A 15,209-nucleotide genomic window follows, 5' to 3' on the forward strand; every position below is an offset into this window, starting at 1 on the left:
TGCTTCGTCAACAAGATGGACAAGCTCGGTGCTGGGCTTGCCAGCTTCCATGCGTTCTTGCCGCGGCTCTTGGAGTCGGCCGTGAAGGTGGCTTCGCCCTTCTTAGTGGTGGTGAAGGTGCCCTTGCCGCTGCCTCCGTCAAGCTTTGCTGACACCTTCGGGTTCTTGACCTTCCACGACACGGTGTCCAGTTTGACGTCCTTTTCGGGCTTGATGCTGGTGTTCTGTGCTTTCTTCGGCAGCTTGATCGGGCCGCAGCCGTCCTTTTCGAACTCCTTGGCCTTCTTGCAGTCGTCGATGCGCTTATCGATTGCCTTCTGCACTTCTGTGCCGAGCGCCTTCGTGGGCTTGGGGTCGACCTTGAGCTCTGCGCCGCCGTCATCCCCGCCGAAGCCGACCGTGGCCTTTGCCGAAGTCGCTTCGATGAACTTCGAACCTTCCGTCGAGATTTCGTAGGTGCCGGGCAGCACCGCGTACTCGGTGTCGGGGTTCGACGCCGTGAAGTCCTCGCCGTTGATCTTGACGTTCGCTCCGGCCGGGGCGGTGATCTTCACGGTGCCAAGGTCGGGGGCGTTGAGCTTCCACTTGTCGAAGAAGAGCCCCTGCTTTCCGTCCTTGTGGCCGGTGAGCTTGATGTGCTTATTTTCTCCGCCCTGCTTGTAGCCGACGGTGATGTTGGCTTCGTCGCCGTTGCGCTCCGAAGCAGTCACCTGGGCGTCCGACAGAGTGTCAGCGGCGGCCTTTGCGTACTTAGGGTCGTCGATGAGGTCCGTGTAGGCCTCTTCGGGGACATCGAACGACGCGAAGGACCGCGCCTTTTCGAAGTCTCCTTCGTTGAGGGCTTCGACGAACTTTTCGGCGGTGGCGTCTGGACCGTACACGGTGCGGTTGATGATGAAGTGTGCGATGGCGCCGACAATCACCAGGATCAGCACGACGGACGCTGCGATCACAGGGACAAGCCACGCTGCCGTGTTGGACTTCTTCTTGGGGCGTTCGCGAACCGGGGAGGCCGCAACCGTGGTCCTGCCGGCACCCGCTGGGGTGCCCGCACCCGGGCCTGAAGCCGGGCCAGCGCCGGGGCCTGGGGGAGGTGCCGTGTTGCCAGCGCCCGCTGCTCCAGCGGCCGCGCCTGCACCGGCGGCAGCACCTGCACCAGCTGCTCCTGCCGCGGCACCCGCGCCGGGTCCGCTGGCCGGGCGCTGCTGGACGGGAGGCATGACCGCGGTGTTGTCACCGGCGGGGCCAGAGGGGGACGAGGTGGAGTGAGGGTCGTTCTGTCCCTGCGGCTGTCCGGGCTTCTGCCCGGGCTGCTGGCCAGGAGCCTGTGCCGGTCCCTGCGGGGCGGCGGGCGGAAGGACCGTGGTCTTTGCGTCTTCGCTGCCACGGGGAGTTCCCATCGCCGGCTTGGAGCTGCCAGATTCCGCAGGCTTCTGCGGGCCAGCCTGCTCGGCTTTCTTCTGCGCAGCTTCAGGTGCCGGCTTCGGTTCAGGCTTCTGCTCTGGTTTTGCCTGTGCGGCTTCAGGAGCAGGCTTCGGTTCCGGCTTCTGCTCTGGTTTCTGCGCGGGCGAGCCACCGGGGAACGGTTTGAACGCCTGGGTGGGCTGGTCCTCACTCGGCACAGGGCCGCCCGCGGGCTTCGGCGTGGGCGCGCTGCCGCCCGGCGCCTGTGCGGGAGTCTGCTGTCCAGAGCCGCTCTTAGAGCTGCTTGGAGGTGTCGGCTTTTCAGATGGCCGTCCGCTGCCGGTATTCGGCTCGGGAGACGACGAGCTGTTGCTGCCTTCTTCGGGCGTTGGCTTGCTCATTGCTTCCTTCTTCGCATTGACTGTGTGAGGCCTGCGCCTCAATCTATCAGCTGGGCCCAGTCTGCACGTTCTTTCCGCGTGGAAGCTGGGAACCGCGGCAAAGCTGGTGCAACATAGGACCAATGGACCCCTCGGCACACAGACTTCGCATCCCCCTCCTCGCAATTCGCTCGGCACTCCCGGCTGTCATCGTGGTGGGTGCCGTTGCGTTCCTGTCGGGTGCGGCCGCCTGGACGATAGCCGCCGCACATCTCATGCCCACTTCGGTCATCATCGTGTGGGCCATGCGCGGGCTCGCGGCAGCCGCCGGCCTTGCTGTGCCGCTGGGTTCGGCAGTGCTTTCGCTGCCGCCGACGCTAGCCAACCTCGCTCTGTTCTTTGCGATCTACTGGAGCGGTGCGCGTCTGCGCCGGATGCTGGAAGCCGAAGACGCTGAAGACGAAACAGACGGCCGTGACCGTCTGCGCTCGCAGATCATCGGTGCGGCGTCCGTTTTCGGAATCTTTGCGGTGCTGGTCGTCATCGCCGCGATCATCGGGGGCGCCGCCGCGGACCTGCGGGGTATCATCCGGGTCTTCGTACTCGTGAGTGTTCCCGTGCTCGTGTCCCTGCGGCCGGCTGGTGAGCTCATCAACCAGGCCGTCCGCGACTACATGGGATCAGCGGCGCTGGAAGCCCTGCGTATGTCGCGTGGACAGACCCTACGCGTTTTCGCGGCACTGGCCATCAGCTCGAATGTCGTTCTTGCCGTCCTGATTGCCGTCCGCTTCCGCGAAGTGACAGCGGTTCTTGACGCGTACTCATCGCCGACTGCTGCCGCAGTGGGACTGGGCGTGATCCAGTTGGCCTACGCGCCGACCATCTGGGCGGCCGGAATTGCCTGGGCGTCCGGTGCCGGGGTCGCCCTGGCCCGAGGTGTCGAACTGTCGGCATACCAAGGTGCCGAGGGCATTGTGCCCCCGTTCCCCATCGCGTACGTGTTCCCGCCTGATCCGGGCCCGTGGGCTGGTCTGCTCGTACTCATTCCGGTTGCCGCGGTAGCCGCCGCGGTCATCGGGCGCAGCACGTGGCAGTCAGCCGCTCAGCTGTGGCCGGCCGTGTTCTCTTCCGTGCAGATCCTCATCGGATTTGCCGTTCTATGCCTGTTCTTCTCCGGCGGCATCGGCGGGGGGGGGCTGAGTGAAGTCGGCGTGGACGTTGTGCCGATGATGTTCCTCGCCGGCCTGGGCACGTGCGCCGTTGTCTTTGCCGGTACGGGAATGGTGTGGCTGCGCGACCGCTACTCCGAAGCTGAGTGAAGTGCGCGCAGGAAATCAGTTCTGCGGAGCCAGGCCGGGCATGTCGATGCCCGTGAGCTTCTTGAATTTGTCGTTCAGCGCCGTGTTGTACTCCGAGGTGCACGAAGCTGAAGCCTGTTCGGTCAGTGCTGAGCTGACGCACTCCTGGTAATCCGCCTGCTCCGGGTAGGTGAGCAGGGTGCCGACAGTGCCCAGGCCCACGTAGCCGGACACGATGATGCTGATGACGCCCATGATGAACCACGACGCGGGGCGGTTCTCCCGGCTCGATGCGGCAAAGAAGCGGATGGCCACAACGACGGCGGCAACAGCGAGAACGCCGGCCGCCACCTTGATGGGAACACCGAGCATGGACACCAGGAGACCGCCGATGACGAGCATGCTGAGCGTCGTTCCAAGCTGGGCGGCGCGGCTGGGCTGCTCGGAATCCTTCTTCGGCTTCTGGGTATCTGCGTCGGGTTGAGTCACGCTGTCTATCTTGGCATACCTCGTGACAGATGTGGCTGCTGGCCGCTTGGCGGTCCGCCCCGCTCAGATTTGCTCTACCTGGTGGACAGTGTCTTGCGCGGGTCTGTCACTCATGGGCGATTCAACTGTGCTGTGGGTTGCTTATAGTCCGAAGGCTCCACCGCTGACGAGGATGACGATGCCCAGCCCGATGAGCACTGCTGGGAAGAGAATGTCTTCCCACCGTTCCAGGGCTTCGGCAATAGGTTTTCTTGAGCTGATCCATTTGGCCAGGAACACCAGGACGGCCACCAGTACTAAGAAGACGATGCAGCAGGCCAGCACTGCACCCCAGCTGACGCTGACGAACACTGGCACATAGACGCCGAGATTGTCGCCGCCGTTGGCGAAGGTCACGGCCGCCACGGCCCAGATCGAGACGCGTTTGCCTTCCAGTTGTGCTTCGTCATCATCGTCTTCGCCGCGATTTCGCCAGGCCTGCCAAGCCGCCCAGAGACCCAACCCCAGGGGAATCAGGCCAAAGTACGGCAGGATGGCTTCCGGCAGCAGTATTTGGGCGCCAAAGGCTGCTGCTGCTGCAGCGCCTAAAATACCCAGGAATCCTAGATATTGTCCCACCAGGATGCGGCGGGTGGTTCCTGGTTGTCCTTGGCCTCGGGCAAAAAACAGAGACAGGATGACGACGTCATCAATGTTGGTGGCGATAAACAGGCCAATCGCCTGCACGATGGAAGAAATCACGCGCTGAGCTCCTCATCATGAGCACAACCGGCAACAGTGCAGACCGGATCAATGCAAGGGGCAGCTACGTCAACGGCCAGGGTCGTGTCCACCAAGGCAGTCAGTGCCTGCGCCAAGTGTGGGTCCGCGATCTCGTAGCGGGTTTGGCGTCCCTGATGCTTGCCGACCACAATGCCACAATCGCGCAGACAGGCCAGGTGGTTGGACACATTAGACCGTGTCAGGTCCAGAGCGTGGGCAAGGACCGCCGGATATTCAGGCCCCTCCAACAGCGTTAATAAAATTCGGGATCGCGTGGGATCGGCCATGGCTCGACCCAACCGGTTCATGACATCTAAACGAGCAGAATTGGTCAGCATGTAGTGAACTATACAGCAACCACTGAATAGTGCAACTAGATTTTACGGGAACGACAAGAGGTATATGCGGCTGTTGACTTTGCTCGGCGGTTTTTCGCAGCTTCATGTGGTGGCCTGCTTTCACCTCTTCTGTTGCTGGCCAAATGCACCACATAGAGTGCCGGAGCTGACCAAGGCGTATAGGGGTTGATGCAAACGCTGGCATATAATTCCGCATGTGCGACTACTGCTCCTAGCCTCCGGCACCGGTTCTCTTGTCCAAGCCGTCATTGACGGGCTTGCTGACACGGGCATCGAAATCGTCGCCGTCGGCTCAGACCTGGCAGATGCACCGGTCCTACAGAAGGCGCGTGCAGCAGACATTGAGGTCTTCAGCGCACATCCGCGTGACTACACCGACCGTGCGGCATGGGACCAGGCTTTTACTGAGACTGTTGCCGACTACCGCCCCGACTGGGTGGTTTCGGCCGGCTTCATGCGGATCCTCGGAACAGCTTTCGTGTCCCGCTTCGGTGGCAGGATCATCAACACCCACCCCGCTCTTCTGCCGTCCTTCCCCGGCGCTCACGGGGTGCGTGACGCAATCGCCTACGGGGCGAAAGTCACAGGGACCACCATCCACCTGGTTGACGAGGGCGTGGACACCGGCCCGATCATCGCGCAGTTCCCGATCGCGATCGAACCGGATGAAGACGAAGTCGCCCTGCATGAAAGAATCAAGACAATTGAGCGCCGCGAACTTGTGCGCTTCCTGCGCTTTCTTGAGCACAGCACAATCGAGGTGAGTGGGCGGCACGTGTCCGGGTACACGCCGTCGGCTTCCTGAAACAACCTGACCGAGGAGCAGAGTGAACGACCAGCGTCCCATCCGACGGGCACTTATCAGCGTCTATGACAAGACCGGACTCGAAGAGCTGGCCGCCGGACTGGCAGCCCAGGGCGTCGACATCGTGTCAACCGGTTCGACCGCGGCGCGCATTGAAGCCGCAGGAGCGTCCGTAACCCCGGTCGAACAGCTGACCGGATTCCCCGAATGCCTCGAGGGGCGCGTCAAAACGCTCCACCCGAAGGTCCACGCAGGCATCCTCGCCGACTCCCGCAAGGCCGACCACATGGACCAGCTGGAACAGCTGGGTGTCGAACAGTTCGACCTCGTGGTGGTCAACCTCTACCCGTTCGTCGAAACTGTGGCCTCCGGTGCCGGCTACGACGACGTTGTCGACCAGATCGACATCGGCGGACCCTCCATGGTGCGTGCAGCCGCAAAGAACCACCCCACGGTCGCCGTTGTAACCGATCCGGCCCGCTACGGCGAAGTCATCGAAGCCGCAGCTTCCGGTGGCTTTGATCTTGCTGCCCGCCGTGAACTTGCCAAGGCCGCTTTCGAACACACCGCCGCATACGATGTCGCGGTTGCCGCCTGGTTTGGCCAGCAGCTGGGCAGCGAAGACGTCGAACCGGACTTCTTCGGCATGACCGCTGACAAGAAGAACGACCTGCGCTACGGCGAAAACCCGCACCAGAAGGCGGCCGTCTACGCGTCTCCCGGCACCGGCGGCATCGCAAATGCCGTGCAGCACGGCGGCAAGGAAATGTCGTACAACAACTACGTCGACACGGACGCCGCGCTGCGTGCCGCCTACGACCACGAAGGCCCCGCCGTGGCCATTATCAAGCACGCCAACCCGTGTGGCATCGCAACGGCTGACACCATTGCCGAAGCACACCGCCTGGCCCACGCCACAGACTCGCTGTCCGCTTACGGCGGTGTTATCGCGTGTAACCGTCCGGTCGACCTGGCCACGGCCGAATCCATCAAGCCGATCTTCACCGAAGTCGTCATTGCGCCGGGCTACGACGCCGACGCTCTCGAGCTGCTACAGACCAAGAAGAACCTGCGAATCCTGGAAATCGACGGCTACGACGTGCCGCCCATGGAGTACCGACAGGTCAGCGGAGGCCTGCTGGTGCAGGACCGCGATGCGCTGCAGGCAACTGGTGATCGCGCCGACCAGTGGACACTGGCAGCGGGCAAGCCCGTTGACGACAAGACACTGGCCGACCTCGAATTTGCTTGGCGCGCATGCAGGGCCGTGAAGTCCAACGCGATCCTGCTGGCATCCAACGGGGCCGCGGTCGGCGTGGGCATGGGCCAGGTCAACCGCGTGGACTCGGCGAAGCTCGCCGTTGAGCGCGCAGGTGCTGAACGTGCCCAGGGCTCGGTTGCGGCATCCGACGCGTTCTTCCCGTTCGCAGACGGCCTGCAGGTGCTCATCGACGGCGGTGTCAAGGCTGTCGTTCAGCCCGGCGGTTCGATTCGCGACGAAGAGGTCATCGCCGCTGCAGAGGCCGCGGGCATTTCGATGTACTTCACCGGCACCCGCCACTTCTTCCACTGATCGGCTGTCGCCAGAGCACACATGGCTAAGGCCGGCAAAACTCGAACCTCCCGTGCGAGCCGCGCTCGCACGGGAGGCCGCGGGCCCATTTCCAAACGGTGGATCTACTGGAAGCGCCGCTATTCCAACCCGGTGCGGCGCGACTGGGTTCTCCTGTACACGCTCATCGGGATTGCGCTGTCCTGTGTTGGTGCACTGGTGAACGTTCGCGTGGGCGGCATCATGCTCGCCGCGACAATCTCCGCCGTGGGGCTCCTGCGCATTGTTCCGAGCTCCTGGCAGAAAACCTGGGTCAACCGAAGCGCTGCCACTGATGCTGTGTCGACGCTGCTTGCCGCAGCCCTCCTGGTTTTTCTGACTTTGACCCTGCCGTCAACCTGACGGCACCGGTTACAGCTTTTCGACCGGCGCGTAGCGCATGAGCAAGCGCTTGGTGCCTTCTGAACCGAAGTCGACCGTCGCGACTGCCTTGTCGCCGCTTCCGGAGACTTCGAGAACCGTTCCCACCCCGAAGGAGTCGTGGGAAACCTTGTCCCCGGTTTCGACGACAACGGCTTCGCGATTGGGGCGAATGCGGTTGGGGAAGCTGCGGCCAACACTCGCCGCGGACTGGCTGGGCCGGCCTGAGCGCATGCTGCGGCCCAGAGTGCCCGACCATCCGTGCGCACCGGAACGTGATTCTTCGCGCTCGGCAGCTGCCGCGGGGCTCAGCGCGCCCGTCGATTCCCAGTTGATGAGCTCTTCCGGGATTTCGCCCAGGAAGCGGCTGGGCGGGTTGTATTGCGGCTGGCCCCACATAGAGCGGGTTTCAGCGCGGGACAGGAACAGCTTCCGTTCGGCCCGGGTCAGACCGACATAGGCCAAGCGGCGCTCTTCGGCCAGTTCCGTGGGGTTGGAGAAAGAGCGTTGGTGGGGGAACGTGCCGTCTTCCAGACCGGTGAGGAACACCACCGGGAATTCGAGGCCCTTGGCCGTGTGCAGGGTCATGAGGGTGACTTCGCCCAGTTCGGCATCCGGAATCGAATCGGCATCCGCTGTCAGCGACACCCGCTCAAGGAAGTCTCCGAGAGTGCTTTCCGGGTGCTGCGCGTGGAAGTCTTCGGCCACGGCAACGAGTTCGGCGAGGTTGTCGACCCGGGCTTCGTCCTGAGGATCCGAGCTGGCGCTCAGCTCAGCCAGGTAGCCGGTCTGTTCCAAAACGGATTCGATGACGCGGGATGCCGGCGCACCGTCAGCTGAAGTCATGAGGTCGTTCATGAGGACCGTGAACTTCTTGAGCGGACCGAGCGTGCGGGATGTCATGCCCGGGGCTTCGTCGACTCGCTGCAGGGCCGCCCACAGGGAAATCTGTTCGCGCGAGGCAAAGGCCTGCAGCAGCGCCAGGGAGCGATCTCCGATGGAGCGCTTGGGAACGTTGATGATGCGACTGAGGTTGACGTCGTCATCCGGGTTGTCGATGACGCGGACATAGGCCAGCGCGTCCTTGATTTCGCGGCGCTCGTAGAAGCGGGTGCCGCCGACGACCCGGTAGGGGATGCCGGAGCGCACAAGCGCGTCTTCAATGGCCCGGGACTGGGCGTTGGTCCTGTAGAAGACCGCGAAGTCGCCGTAGCTTAAGCCTTTGTCGTCCATGACGGAGTCAATGCGGTCGACGATGAACTGCGCTTCTGACTGTTCGCTGTCGGCAACCCAGCCGGTGATGACATCACCGCTGCCGGAGTCCGTCCACAGGCGCTTGACCCGACGGTCGTCGTTGTTGGAGATGACGGCGTTGGCCGCTGACAGGATGTTCTGCGTGGACCGGTAGTTCTGTTCGAGCAGAACCGTGGCTGCCTGCGGGAAGTCCTCTTCGAACTCTTCGATATTGCGTACCGTGGCGCCGCGGAAAGCGTAAATGGACTGGTCTGCATCGCCGACGACCGTGAGTTCGGCCGGGTTGTCGTCCGAATCAGTTCCCGCAAGCGCCCTGACCAGCTGATACTGCGCGGGGTTCGTGTCTTGGTATTCGTCGACGAGGATGTGGCGGAACCGCGCCCGATAGCTGGCCGCGATTTCCGGAAACGCGCCGAGCATGTGGACGGTTTCCATGATGAGGTCGTCGAAGTCGAAGGCGTTGGCCGTGGCAAGCCGCTGCTGATAGCGGGTGTACACCGACGCGATCGTCGAGTCATACGGGTTGTTCGCTGATTGCGCGGCGAAGTCCTCAGCCGTGATGAGTTCGTTCTTGACGTTCGAAATGCGGTGCTGGAGTGACTTCGGAGAGAACTTCTTGGTGTCGAGGTCGAGTTCGCGAGCCACCTGGGTGATCAGCCGCAGCGAGTCAGCGGAATCGTAGATAGTGAAGTTCGAGCTGCGGCCCAGCGCTTTGGCTTCGCGGCGCAGAATGCGCACGCACGCCGAGTGGAAGGTCGAAATCCACATGCCGCGGGCCTGCGTGCCGATGAGCTGTTCGACGCGCTCCTGCATTTCCCGGGCTGCCTTGTTGGTGAATGTGATGGCGAGGATCTGCCCGGGGTGCGCCCGTCCGGTGCGCAGAGCGTAGGCGATCCTGCGGGTGAGCACCGCAGTTTTGCCCGAACCCGCCCCGGCCACGATCAGCAGAGGGCCGCCCTGGTGCACAGCGGCTTTGCGCTGCTGCGGATTGAGTCCGGCCAGCAGCTCTTCCGGGTCCGAGGCGGCAGGCACCGAACCGTCTGCGGGGACGGGGGATTCCGGGGTCGGCGAGGCTGCGGCTTCGGCGGCAGCGGAAGCATGGGGATTGAGGAAATCGAACGGTGAGCTCATGGTGCTTCCCAGTATGGCAGGAGGGGCTGACGCAGGGCCTGCGAGTGCGATTCGGACGCAGAGAACAGGCACAGAAAAGGGGCGCCGTACTCACGGCGCCCCTTGCAGTCCGACGAAATCAGAGGGTGAAGACTGCGACGAGCACGGCGAGCACAGCCGCGCCGAAGCCGATGTGCGCCATAGTGGCCGACGGGGCAGCGGTCTTGACCGCGCCGTCAGCGGCAACGTCGGCACCGGCAGCGGGTGCGGCAGCCTTTTCGCGCTTGTTGCCGATGATGAACACGATGAGCGCAACAAGTCCCAGGAGGATCTTGATGCCAGCACCTGCTCGCAGCGACATGGTCGGGTTGCCCTGCATTTCGAGCATTCCGAACAGCAGGATGCCGGTGACGACCTGCAGGCCGGCCGCGTGGAGCATACCGGGCAGAACTCGCGGTGCTTTGACCGTGACGAGGTAGCCGCCGACGATCATCGCCATGCCGATAAGGTGAAGAAGAACGAGGATATTCTGAACGATTTCCATAGCCCAGATTCTAGTGGCAAGATATGAGAGCACCCTGAGCGGGCCAGCTCGGGGCCGTATCCCACGTCGGATCGATCCGCCCTGGTGTAATGGCAGCACGCCGGCCTTTGGAGCCGTGCAGTTTAGGTTCGAATCCTAAGGGCGGAGCTGAAGCGGAAATCCGCACGCAGTCAACACCGAGGAGCAGCATGGCTGACCATCCCGCAGCTGTCATCGTTCTGGCAGCAGGCGCCGGAACCCGGATGAAGTCCGCAACACCGAAGGTGATGCACCAGATCGGCGGGAGGTCCCTCCTGCACCACGCGGTCAGCGCGGCAGCCGGGGTTGCTCCCGAACACCTCGTGGTTGTGCTGCGCCATGAACGCGAACTCGTGGCAGACCACCTCGACCAGGTGACGGCGGCTGTCGAACAGTCGATCATCGTTGCCGACCAGGACAGCGTGCCCGGCACCGGCCGGGCCGCCGAATGCGCTCTCACCCAGCTTCCGCAGGACCTGCGCGGCACTGTCGTCGTCACCTACGGCGATGTCCCGCTGCTGACCTCGCAGACGATTGCGGACCTCGTGCGCTTCCACGAAGAGAACTCCCACGCCGTCACGGTTCTGTCTGCCCACGTGGACAACCCGCACGGCTACGGTCGCATCATCCGCGACGCCGCCGGTGCGCTCGAGAAGATCGTCGAAGAAAAAGACGCCGACGACGCTCAGCGGAAGATCACCGAAATCAACTCCGGCATCTACGCCTTTGACGCGGGCGTCCTGCGGTCCTCCCTCGAGCAGGTCAGCACCGACAACGCGCAGGGCGAAAAGTACCTCACCGACGTCATCGGCCTGGCTCGCGATGCGGGCTCTTCGGTCGCTGCGATGGTCACGGATGACCTGTGGCAGGTCGAGGGCGCCAACGACCGCGTGCAGCTGGCCCAGCTGGGCCGCGAACTCAACCGCCGCACCGTCGAACACTGGATGCGCGAAGGCGTGACCGTCGTTGACCCCGAAACCACGTGGATCGACTCTGACGTTTCACTCAGCCCCGACGTCACGATCCTGCCGAACGTTCAGCTGCACGGAGCCACCGACATCGGCACCGGTGCCGTGATCGGGCCGGACACCACACTCACCGACACCGAGGTGAAGGCAGGAGCCCGCGTCATTCGCACCCACGGCGAGCTCGCGGTGATCGGTGAGGGCGCCTCGGTCGGTCCGTTCGCCTACCTGCGCCCCGGCACGGAACTGGGTGCCGACGGCAAGATCGGCACCTTCGTCGAAACCAAGAACGCGCAGATCGGGACCGGCACCAAGGTGCCGCACCTGACCTACGTGGGGGACGCCGAAATCGGCGATTACTCCAACATCGGAGCTTCCTCCGTGTTCGTCAACTACGACGGACAGACCAAACACCGCACTGTTGTCGGCTCCCACTGCCGCACCGGTTCGGACACGATGTTCATCGCACCGGTGACCGTCGGCGACGGCGCCTATTCGGGCGCCGGCACCGTCATCCGCAAGGACGTTCCCGCGGGGTCACTGGCCATCACCTACGCTGAACAGAAGAACATCGAGGGGTGGGTTCAGAAGAACCGACCCGGAACAGCAGCAGCAGAAGCCGCAGAGCGCGCTAAGGAGTCTGAGGGCAAGTGAACGAGATTACAACTACCGGCGAAAAGAAACTCGTCCTGGTTACGGGGCGTTCGCACCCGGAACTGGCCGCCGATGTCGCCGAGAACCTCGGCACGGAACTGCTGGAAACCGAAATCCGGCCGTTTGCCAACGGTGAGATCTACGTGCGCTACTCCGAGTCCGTGCGCGGCAGCGACGTGTTCGTTCTGCAGTCGCACTGCACGCCCATCAACGAATGGGTCATGGAGCAGCTCATCATGCTCGACGCGCTCAAGCGCGCATCCGCCAAGCGCATCACCGTGATCGCCCCGTTCTTCCCGTACGCCCGTCAGGACAAGAAGCACCGCGGCCGCGAACCGATCTCCGCCCGCCTCATGGCCGACCTCTTCCGCACCGCCGGTGCTGACCGCATCATCACGGTCGACCTGCACACCTCCCAGATCCAGGGCTTCTTCGACGGCCCCGTCGACCACCTCGTTGCCCTGCCGACCCTGGCCGGCTACGTCAAGGACAACTACGGCGACAGCAGCCTGGCGGTTGTTTCCCCGGACGCCGGCCGCATCAAGGTCGCAGAGAACTGGTCGGAAGCGCTCGGCGGTGTGCCGCTGGCCTTCATCCACAAGACCCGTGACATCGACCGTCCGAACGAATCCAAGGCCAACCGCGTGGTCGGTGATGTCGAAGGCCGCATGTGCGTGCTCGTCGACGACATGATCGACACCGGCGGCACGATCGTCCAGGCGGCTGACGCGTGCATGAACGCCGGCGCTAAGGGCGTCATCATCGTCGCCACCCACGCCGTGTTCTCCGGCCCGGCGGTTGAGCGCCTGGAGAACTCCTGCGCAGAAGAGGTCATCGTGACCAACACCCTGCCGATCGAAGACGACAAGAAGTTCGGCAAGCTCACCGAACTGTCGATCGCACCGCTTCTGGCGCGCGCAGTCCACGAAGTCTTTGAAGACGGATCCGTCACCAGCCTGTTCGACATCTGAGGCAGGCTTGGGCGCTGAGCGCCAGAGCTTTCGCACTCGCCCCGTTCGCGGCATTTCTGCCGTGGGCGGGGCGTAGTGTATTCTTGTGTGGTTGCCTCGGCGAGGGGAGCTCAGACTCCCGTTATCGACGCGGGTTATCTTGCGTCCGCCGTGGGATTGTATTCACCACGAAGGAGACACAATGGCAGCTGATTTTGTTCTCAACGTTAAGCCGCGCGATGAGCACGGCAAGGGCGCATCCCGCCGCGCACGCCGTGCCGGCCGCGTTCCCGCTGTGATGTACGGTCACGGCATCGACCCCGTTCACATGACCATCGACGGCCACGACATCATGATGGCGATGAAGGTCTCGAACGCTCTTCTGGAAATCAAGAACGACGACGACGGCTTCAAGTCGCTCGCGGTTGCTCGTGAAGTGCAGCGCCACCCGGTCCGCCGCGACATCGTCCACGTTGACCTCATCAAGGTCAAGAAGGGCGAAAAGATCGAGGTCGACGTTCCGGTCACCCTCGAAGGCGAATCCGCACCAGAAACCATCGTTTCGCTCGAAGCGGTCACCATCCGCGTTCTGGCCGACGCTACCGACCTGCCGGAAGAAGTCATCGTTTCGGTCGAAGGCCGCGAAGCAGGCGACCACATCTACGCCGGCGACGTCAAGCTCGCCGGCGATGTCGAACTGGTCGACGACGAAGAGCTCATGGTCGTCAACGTTTCGCAGGAAATGTCGGCTGAAGAGCTCGAAGCTGAACTCGAATCCGACGCTCAGCCTGACGAACCCGAAGCAGCTGAGGGCGACGCCGAAGAAGCCGGCGACGACGCAGCTGAAGAAGAATCCGAAGACTGATCTTCTGATCTCTGTGAAAGGCCCCGCCTGAGTGCGGGGCCTTTCGCACATACACGGTCTTAAAGCACAACACTGAGCACTGCGAGCTTTTCGAGGAGAACGGCGATGGCTGGAACCTGGTTGATTGTCGGCCTGGGCAATCCGGGGCCGCGCTATGAGCGCACAAGGCACAACATCGGCTACATGGTGGTTGACGAACTGCTGAGCCGCACCGGCGGTGCGCTGAGCAAAACCAAACACCGCGCCTTTGCCGACACCGTCCGCATCGGCAGCGAAAAAGCGGTGCTCATGCGCTCCATGACCTACATGAACGAAAGCGGGATCGCGGTGCGCGGTCTGGCCGACTTCTACGGGGTTGACCCCGAGCGGATCATCGCCGTCCACGACGACGTCGACATTCCCTTCGACAGCATCAAACTCAAGATCGGCGGAGGAGAAGGCGGCCACAACGGCCTGCGCTCCATCACCCAGCACATCGGGACTCGCGACTATCTGCGGCTGCGCGCCGGTGTGGGCCGCCCGCCCGGACGCATGGACACCGCCGATTTCGTTCTTCGTCCCTTTTCCAGTGACGAAACTGCGGACCTGCCGATCTTCGTGAGCGATCTTGCAGACGCCTGCGAAGACCTGGTGCGCCTGGGACTGACGGAAACCCAGCAGCGCTATCACGGCCGTTCACGCGGCTAGTCGATGTCGAGGTCCCGCAGCAGCCGATCGAGTTCAGGATCTCCCGTCTGCTGAGACTCGGTCTGGTTGCTGGGGCGGGCGTTCTGCGGGGTGATCTGCTTCCCGGTAGAGCCGACGAGCCACGCCGCCACGCATCCGCCGATGAGCCCGAACAGGTGGCCCTGCCACGACATCGAGGTGCCGCGTGGGATCAGACCGATGACCATCGACACTCCGTACAGGCCGGTCACAAAGACCGCGACGGCAATGTAGATGACCTTGCGCAGCATGCCGCGGGCAAAGAGACCGCGCAGAACAAGGTAGCCGAAATACCCGAAAACAAGGCCGGAAGCGCCGACCGTGACGGTTCCGGGCCGATTGACGAAGAACACCCCGAGCCCGCCGGCAAGGGCTGAGAGCACGGTGACGGTCGCAAAGCGCTTGGCGCCGTCAAAGGCGACGATGAGCCCCAGAATGAGGAACGGGACCGAGTTCGAAAACAGGTGGAACCAGCTGACGTGCACAAACGGCGATGTTGCAATTGCCCACAGGCTTGATGGACTCCACGCGCGCACCCCGAGGGCGTGGACGGTGCTGGGTGCGACCGTGCTGATCACGCGCATAATCCACATGAGCGCGAGCATCACGATGGGGGCGAAGTAGTGCGCGGGGATCGTCAGGGTCACACCGCGGGTCTGCTGTGAGCTCATGCGC

The 15,209-nt window shown here is 63.3% G+C and carries 14 protein-coding genes, 1 tRNA gene and 1 pseudogene; 9 read left to right on the plus strand and 7 right to left on the minus strand.

Annotation, left to right across the window (positions count from 1 at the left end):
* Positions 1-1,805, minus strand: a pseudogene (locus HMPREF3172_RS10735) (hypothetical protein); the annotation flags it as partial.
* A 122-nt stretch (positions 1,806-1,927) separates the two neighbouring features.
* Here HMPREF3172_RS10735 and HMPREF3172_RS02840 point away from each other — a divergent pair.
* Positions 1,928-3,103 carry a cell division protein PerM gene (locus tag HMPREF3172_RS02840; RefSeq protein ID WP_070515272.1) on the plus strand — a complete coding sequence of 392 codons (1,176 nt, stop codon included), beginning with the start codon at positions 1,928-1,930 and terminating at the stop codon, positions 3,101-3,103.
* A 15-nt stretch (positions 3,104-3,118) separates the two neighbouring features.
* Here the strand turns inward: HMPREF3172_RS02840 and HMPREF3172_RS02845 are convergent, their stop codons facing one another.
* From HMPREF3172_RS02845 to HMPREF3172_RS10260, 3 genes are all read right to left on the minus strand, one after another.
* Positions 3,119-3,571 (minus strand): hypothetical protein, encoded by a 453-nt coding sequence (locus tag HMPREF3172_RS02845; protein WP_062019630.1) that lies wholly within the window; start codon positions 3,569-3,571, stop codon positions 3,119-3,121.
* Between the two features lie 141 nt (positions 3,572-3,712).
* Complete coding sequence (locus HMPREF3172_RS02850) at positions 3,713-4,312, minus strand: cadmium resistance transporter (protein WP_070515275.1); 600 nt, start codon at positions 4,310-4,312, stop codon at positions 3,713-3,715.
* A complete protein-coding gene (locus HMPREF3172_RS10260; protein WP_081499761.1) occupies positions 4,309-4,671 on the minus strand; it encodes a Cd(II)/Pb(II)-sensing metalloregulatory transcriptional regulator CmtR in 363 nt (120 codons plus the stop codon). Before HMPREF3172_RS10260 ends, HMPREF3172_RS02850 begins: the two co-directional genes overlap by 4 nt.
* 217 nt (positions 4,672-4,888) lie before the next feature.
* Here HMPREF3172_RS10260 and purN point away from each other — a divergent pair, with 217 nt between their 5' ends.
* From purN to HMPREF3172_RS02870, 3 genes are read left to right on the plus strand one after another with little or no spacing between them, the layout of a single operon-like run.
* Positions 4,889-5,497, plus strand: coding sequence for a phosphoribosylglycinamide formyltransferase (gene purN / locus HMPREF3172_RS02860; RefSeq protein ID WP_070515277.1), 609 nt, complete (start codon positions 4,889-4,891; stop codon positions 5,495-5,497).
* A gap of 22 nt (positions 5,498-5,519) precedes the next feature.
* Positions 5,520-7,070 carry a bifunctional phosphoribosylaminoimidazolecarboxamide formyltransferase/IMP cyclohydrolase gene (gene purH / locus HMPREF3172_RS02865; protein WP_070515279.1) on the plus strand — a complete coding sequence of 517 codons (1,551 nt, stop codon included), beginning with the start codon at positions 5,520-5,522 and terminating at the stop codon, positions 7,068-7,070.
* A gap of 21 nt (positions 7,071-7,091) precedes the next feature.
* Entirely contained in the window at positions 7,092-7,451 is a 360-nt protein-coding gene (locus tag HMPREF3172_RS02870; RefSeq protein ID WP_070515281.1) for a hypothetical protein, read from the plus strand.
* 9 nt (positions 7,452-7,460) lie between these two features.
* Here the strand turns inward: HMPREF3172_RS02870 and pcrA are convergent, their stop codons facing one another.
* Both pcrA and HMPREF3172_RS02880 read right to left on the minus strand, forming a co-directional pair.
* Positions 7,461-9,854 carry a DNA helicase PcrA gene (gene pcrA / locus HMPREF3172_RS02875; protein WP_070515283.1) on the minus strand — a complete coding sequence of 798 codons (2,394 nt, stop codon included), beginning with the start codon at positions 9,852-9,854 and terminating at the stop codon, positions 7,461-7,463.
* Positions 9,855-9,972: 118 nt separating this feature from the next.
* Positions 9,973-10,377: a hypothetical protein gene (locus tag HMPREF3172_RS02880; RefSeq protein WP_019175685.1), complete on the minus strand. Its 405-nt coding sequence runs from the start codon at positions 10,375-10,377 to the stop codon at positions 9,973-9,975.
* 75 nt (positions 10,378-10,452) lie between these two features.
* Between HMPREF3172_RS02880 and HMPREF3172_RS02885 the strand changes: the two genes are divergently transcribed.
* From HMPREF3172_RS02885 to pth, 5 genes are all read left to right on the plus strand, one after another.
* Positions 10,453-10,524, plus strand: a tRNA-Gln gene (locus HMPREF3172_RS02885).
* A 41-nt stretch (positions 10,525-10,565) separates the two neighbouring features.
* Complete coding sequence (gene glmU, locus HMPREF3172_RS02890) at positions 10,566-12,014, plus strand: bifunctional UDP-N-acetylglucosamine diphosphorylase/glucosamine-1-phosphate N-acetyltransferase GlmU (RefSeq protein WP_070515285.1); 1,449 nt, start codon at positions 10,566-10,568, stop codon at positions 12,012-12,014.
* Positions 12,011-12,985, plus strand: coding sequence for a ribose-phosphate diphosphokinase (locus HMPREF3172_RS02895; RefSeq protein ID WP_019175683.1), 975 nt, complete (start codon positions 12,011-12,013; stop codon positions 12,983-12,985). The genes glmU and HMPREF3172_RS02895 overlap by 4 nt, the downstream gene beginning before the upstream one ends.
* A 181-nt stretch (positions 12,986-13,166) precedes the next feature.
* Positions 13,167-13,829 (plus strand): 50S ribosomal protein L25/general stress protein Ctc, encoded by a 663-nt coding sequence (locus HMPREF3172_RS02900; RefSeq protein ID WP_070515286.1) that lies wholly within the window; start codon positions 13,167-13,169, stop codon positions 13,827-13,829.
* Positions 13,830-13,934: 105 nt separating this feature from the next.
* Positions 13,935-14,516, plus strand: coding sequence for an aminoacyl-tRNA hydrolase (pth, locus tag HMPREF3172_RS02905; RefSeq protein WP_070515288.1), 582 nt, complete (start codon positions 13,935-13,937; stop codon positions 14,514-14,516).
* Here the strand turns inward: pth and HMPREF3172_RS02910 are convergent.
* The gene (locus tag HMPREF3172_RS02910) at positions 14,513-15,205 is read right to left on the minus strand and encodes a rhomboid family intramembrane serine protease (protein WP_070515289.1); all 693 of its coding nucleotides are present in this window, start codon (positions 15,203-15,205) and stop codon (positions 14,513-14,515) included. The genes pth and HMPREF3172_RS02910 overlap by 4 nt on opposite strands.
* Between the last annotated feature and the right edge of the window lie 4 nt (positions 15,206-15,209).

Source organism: Brevibacterium sp. HMSC08F02, from assembly GCF_001807555.1.
Lineage (GTDB): Bacteria > Actinomycetota > Actinomycetes > Actinomycetales > Brevibacteriaceae > Brevibacterium > Brevibacterium ravenspurgense.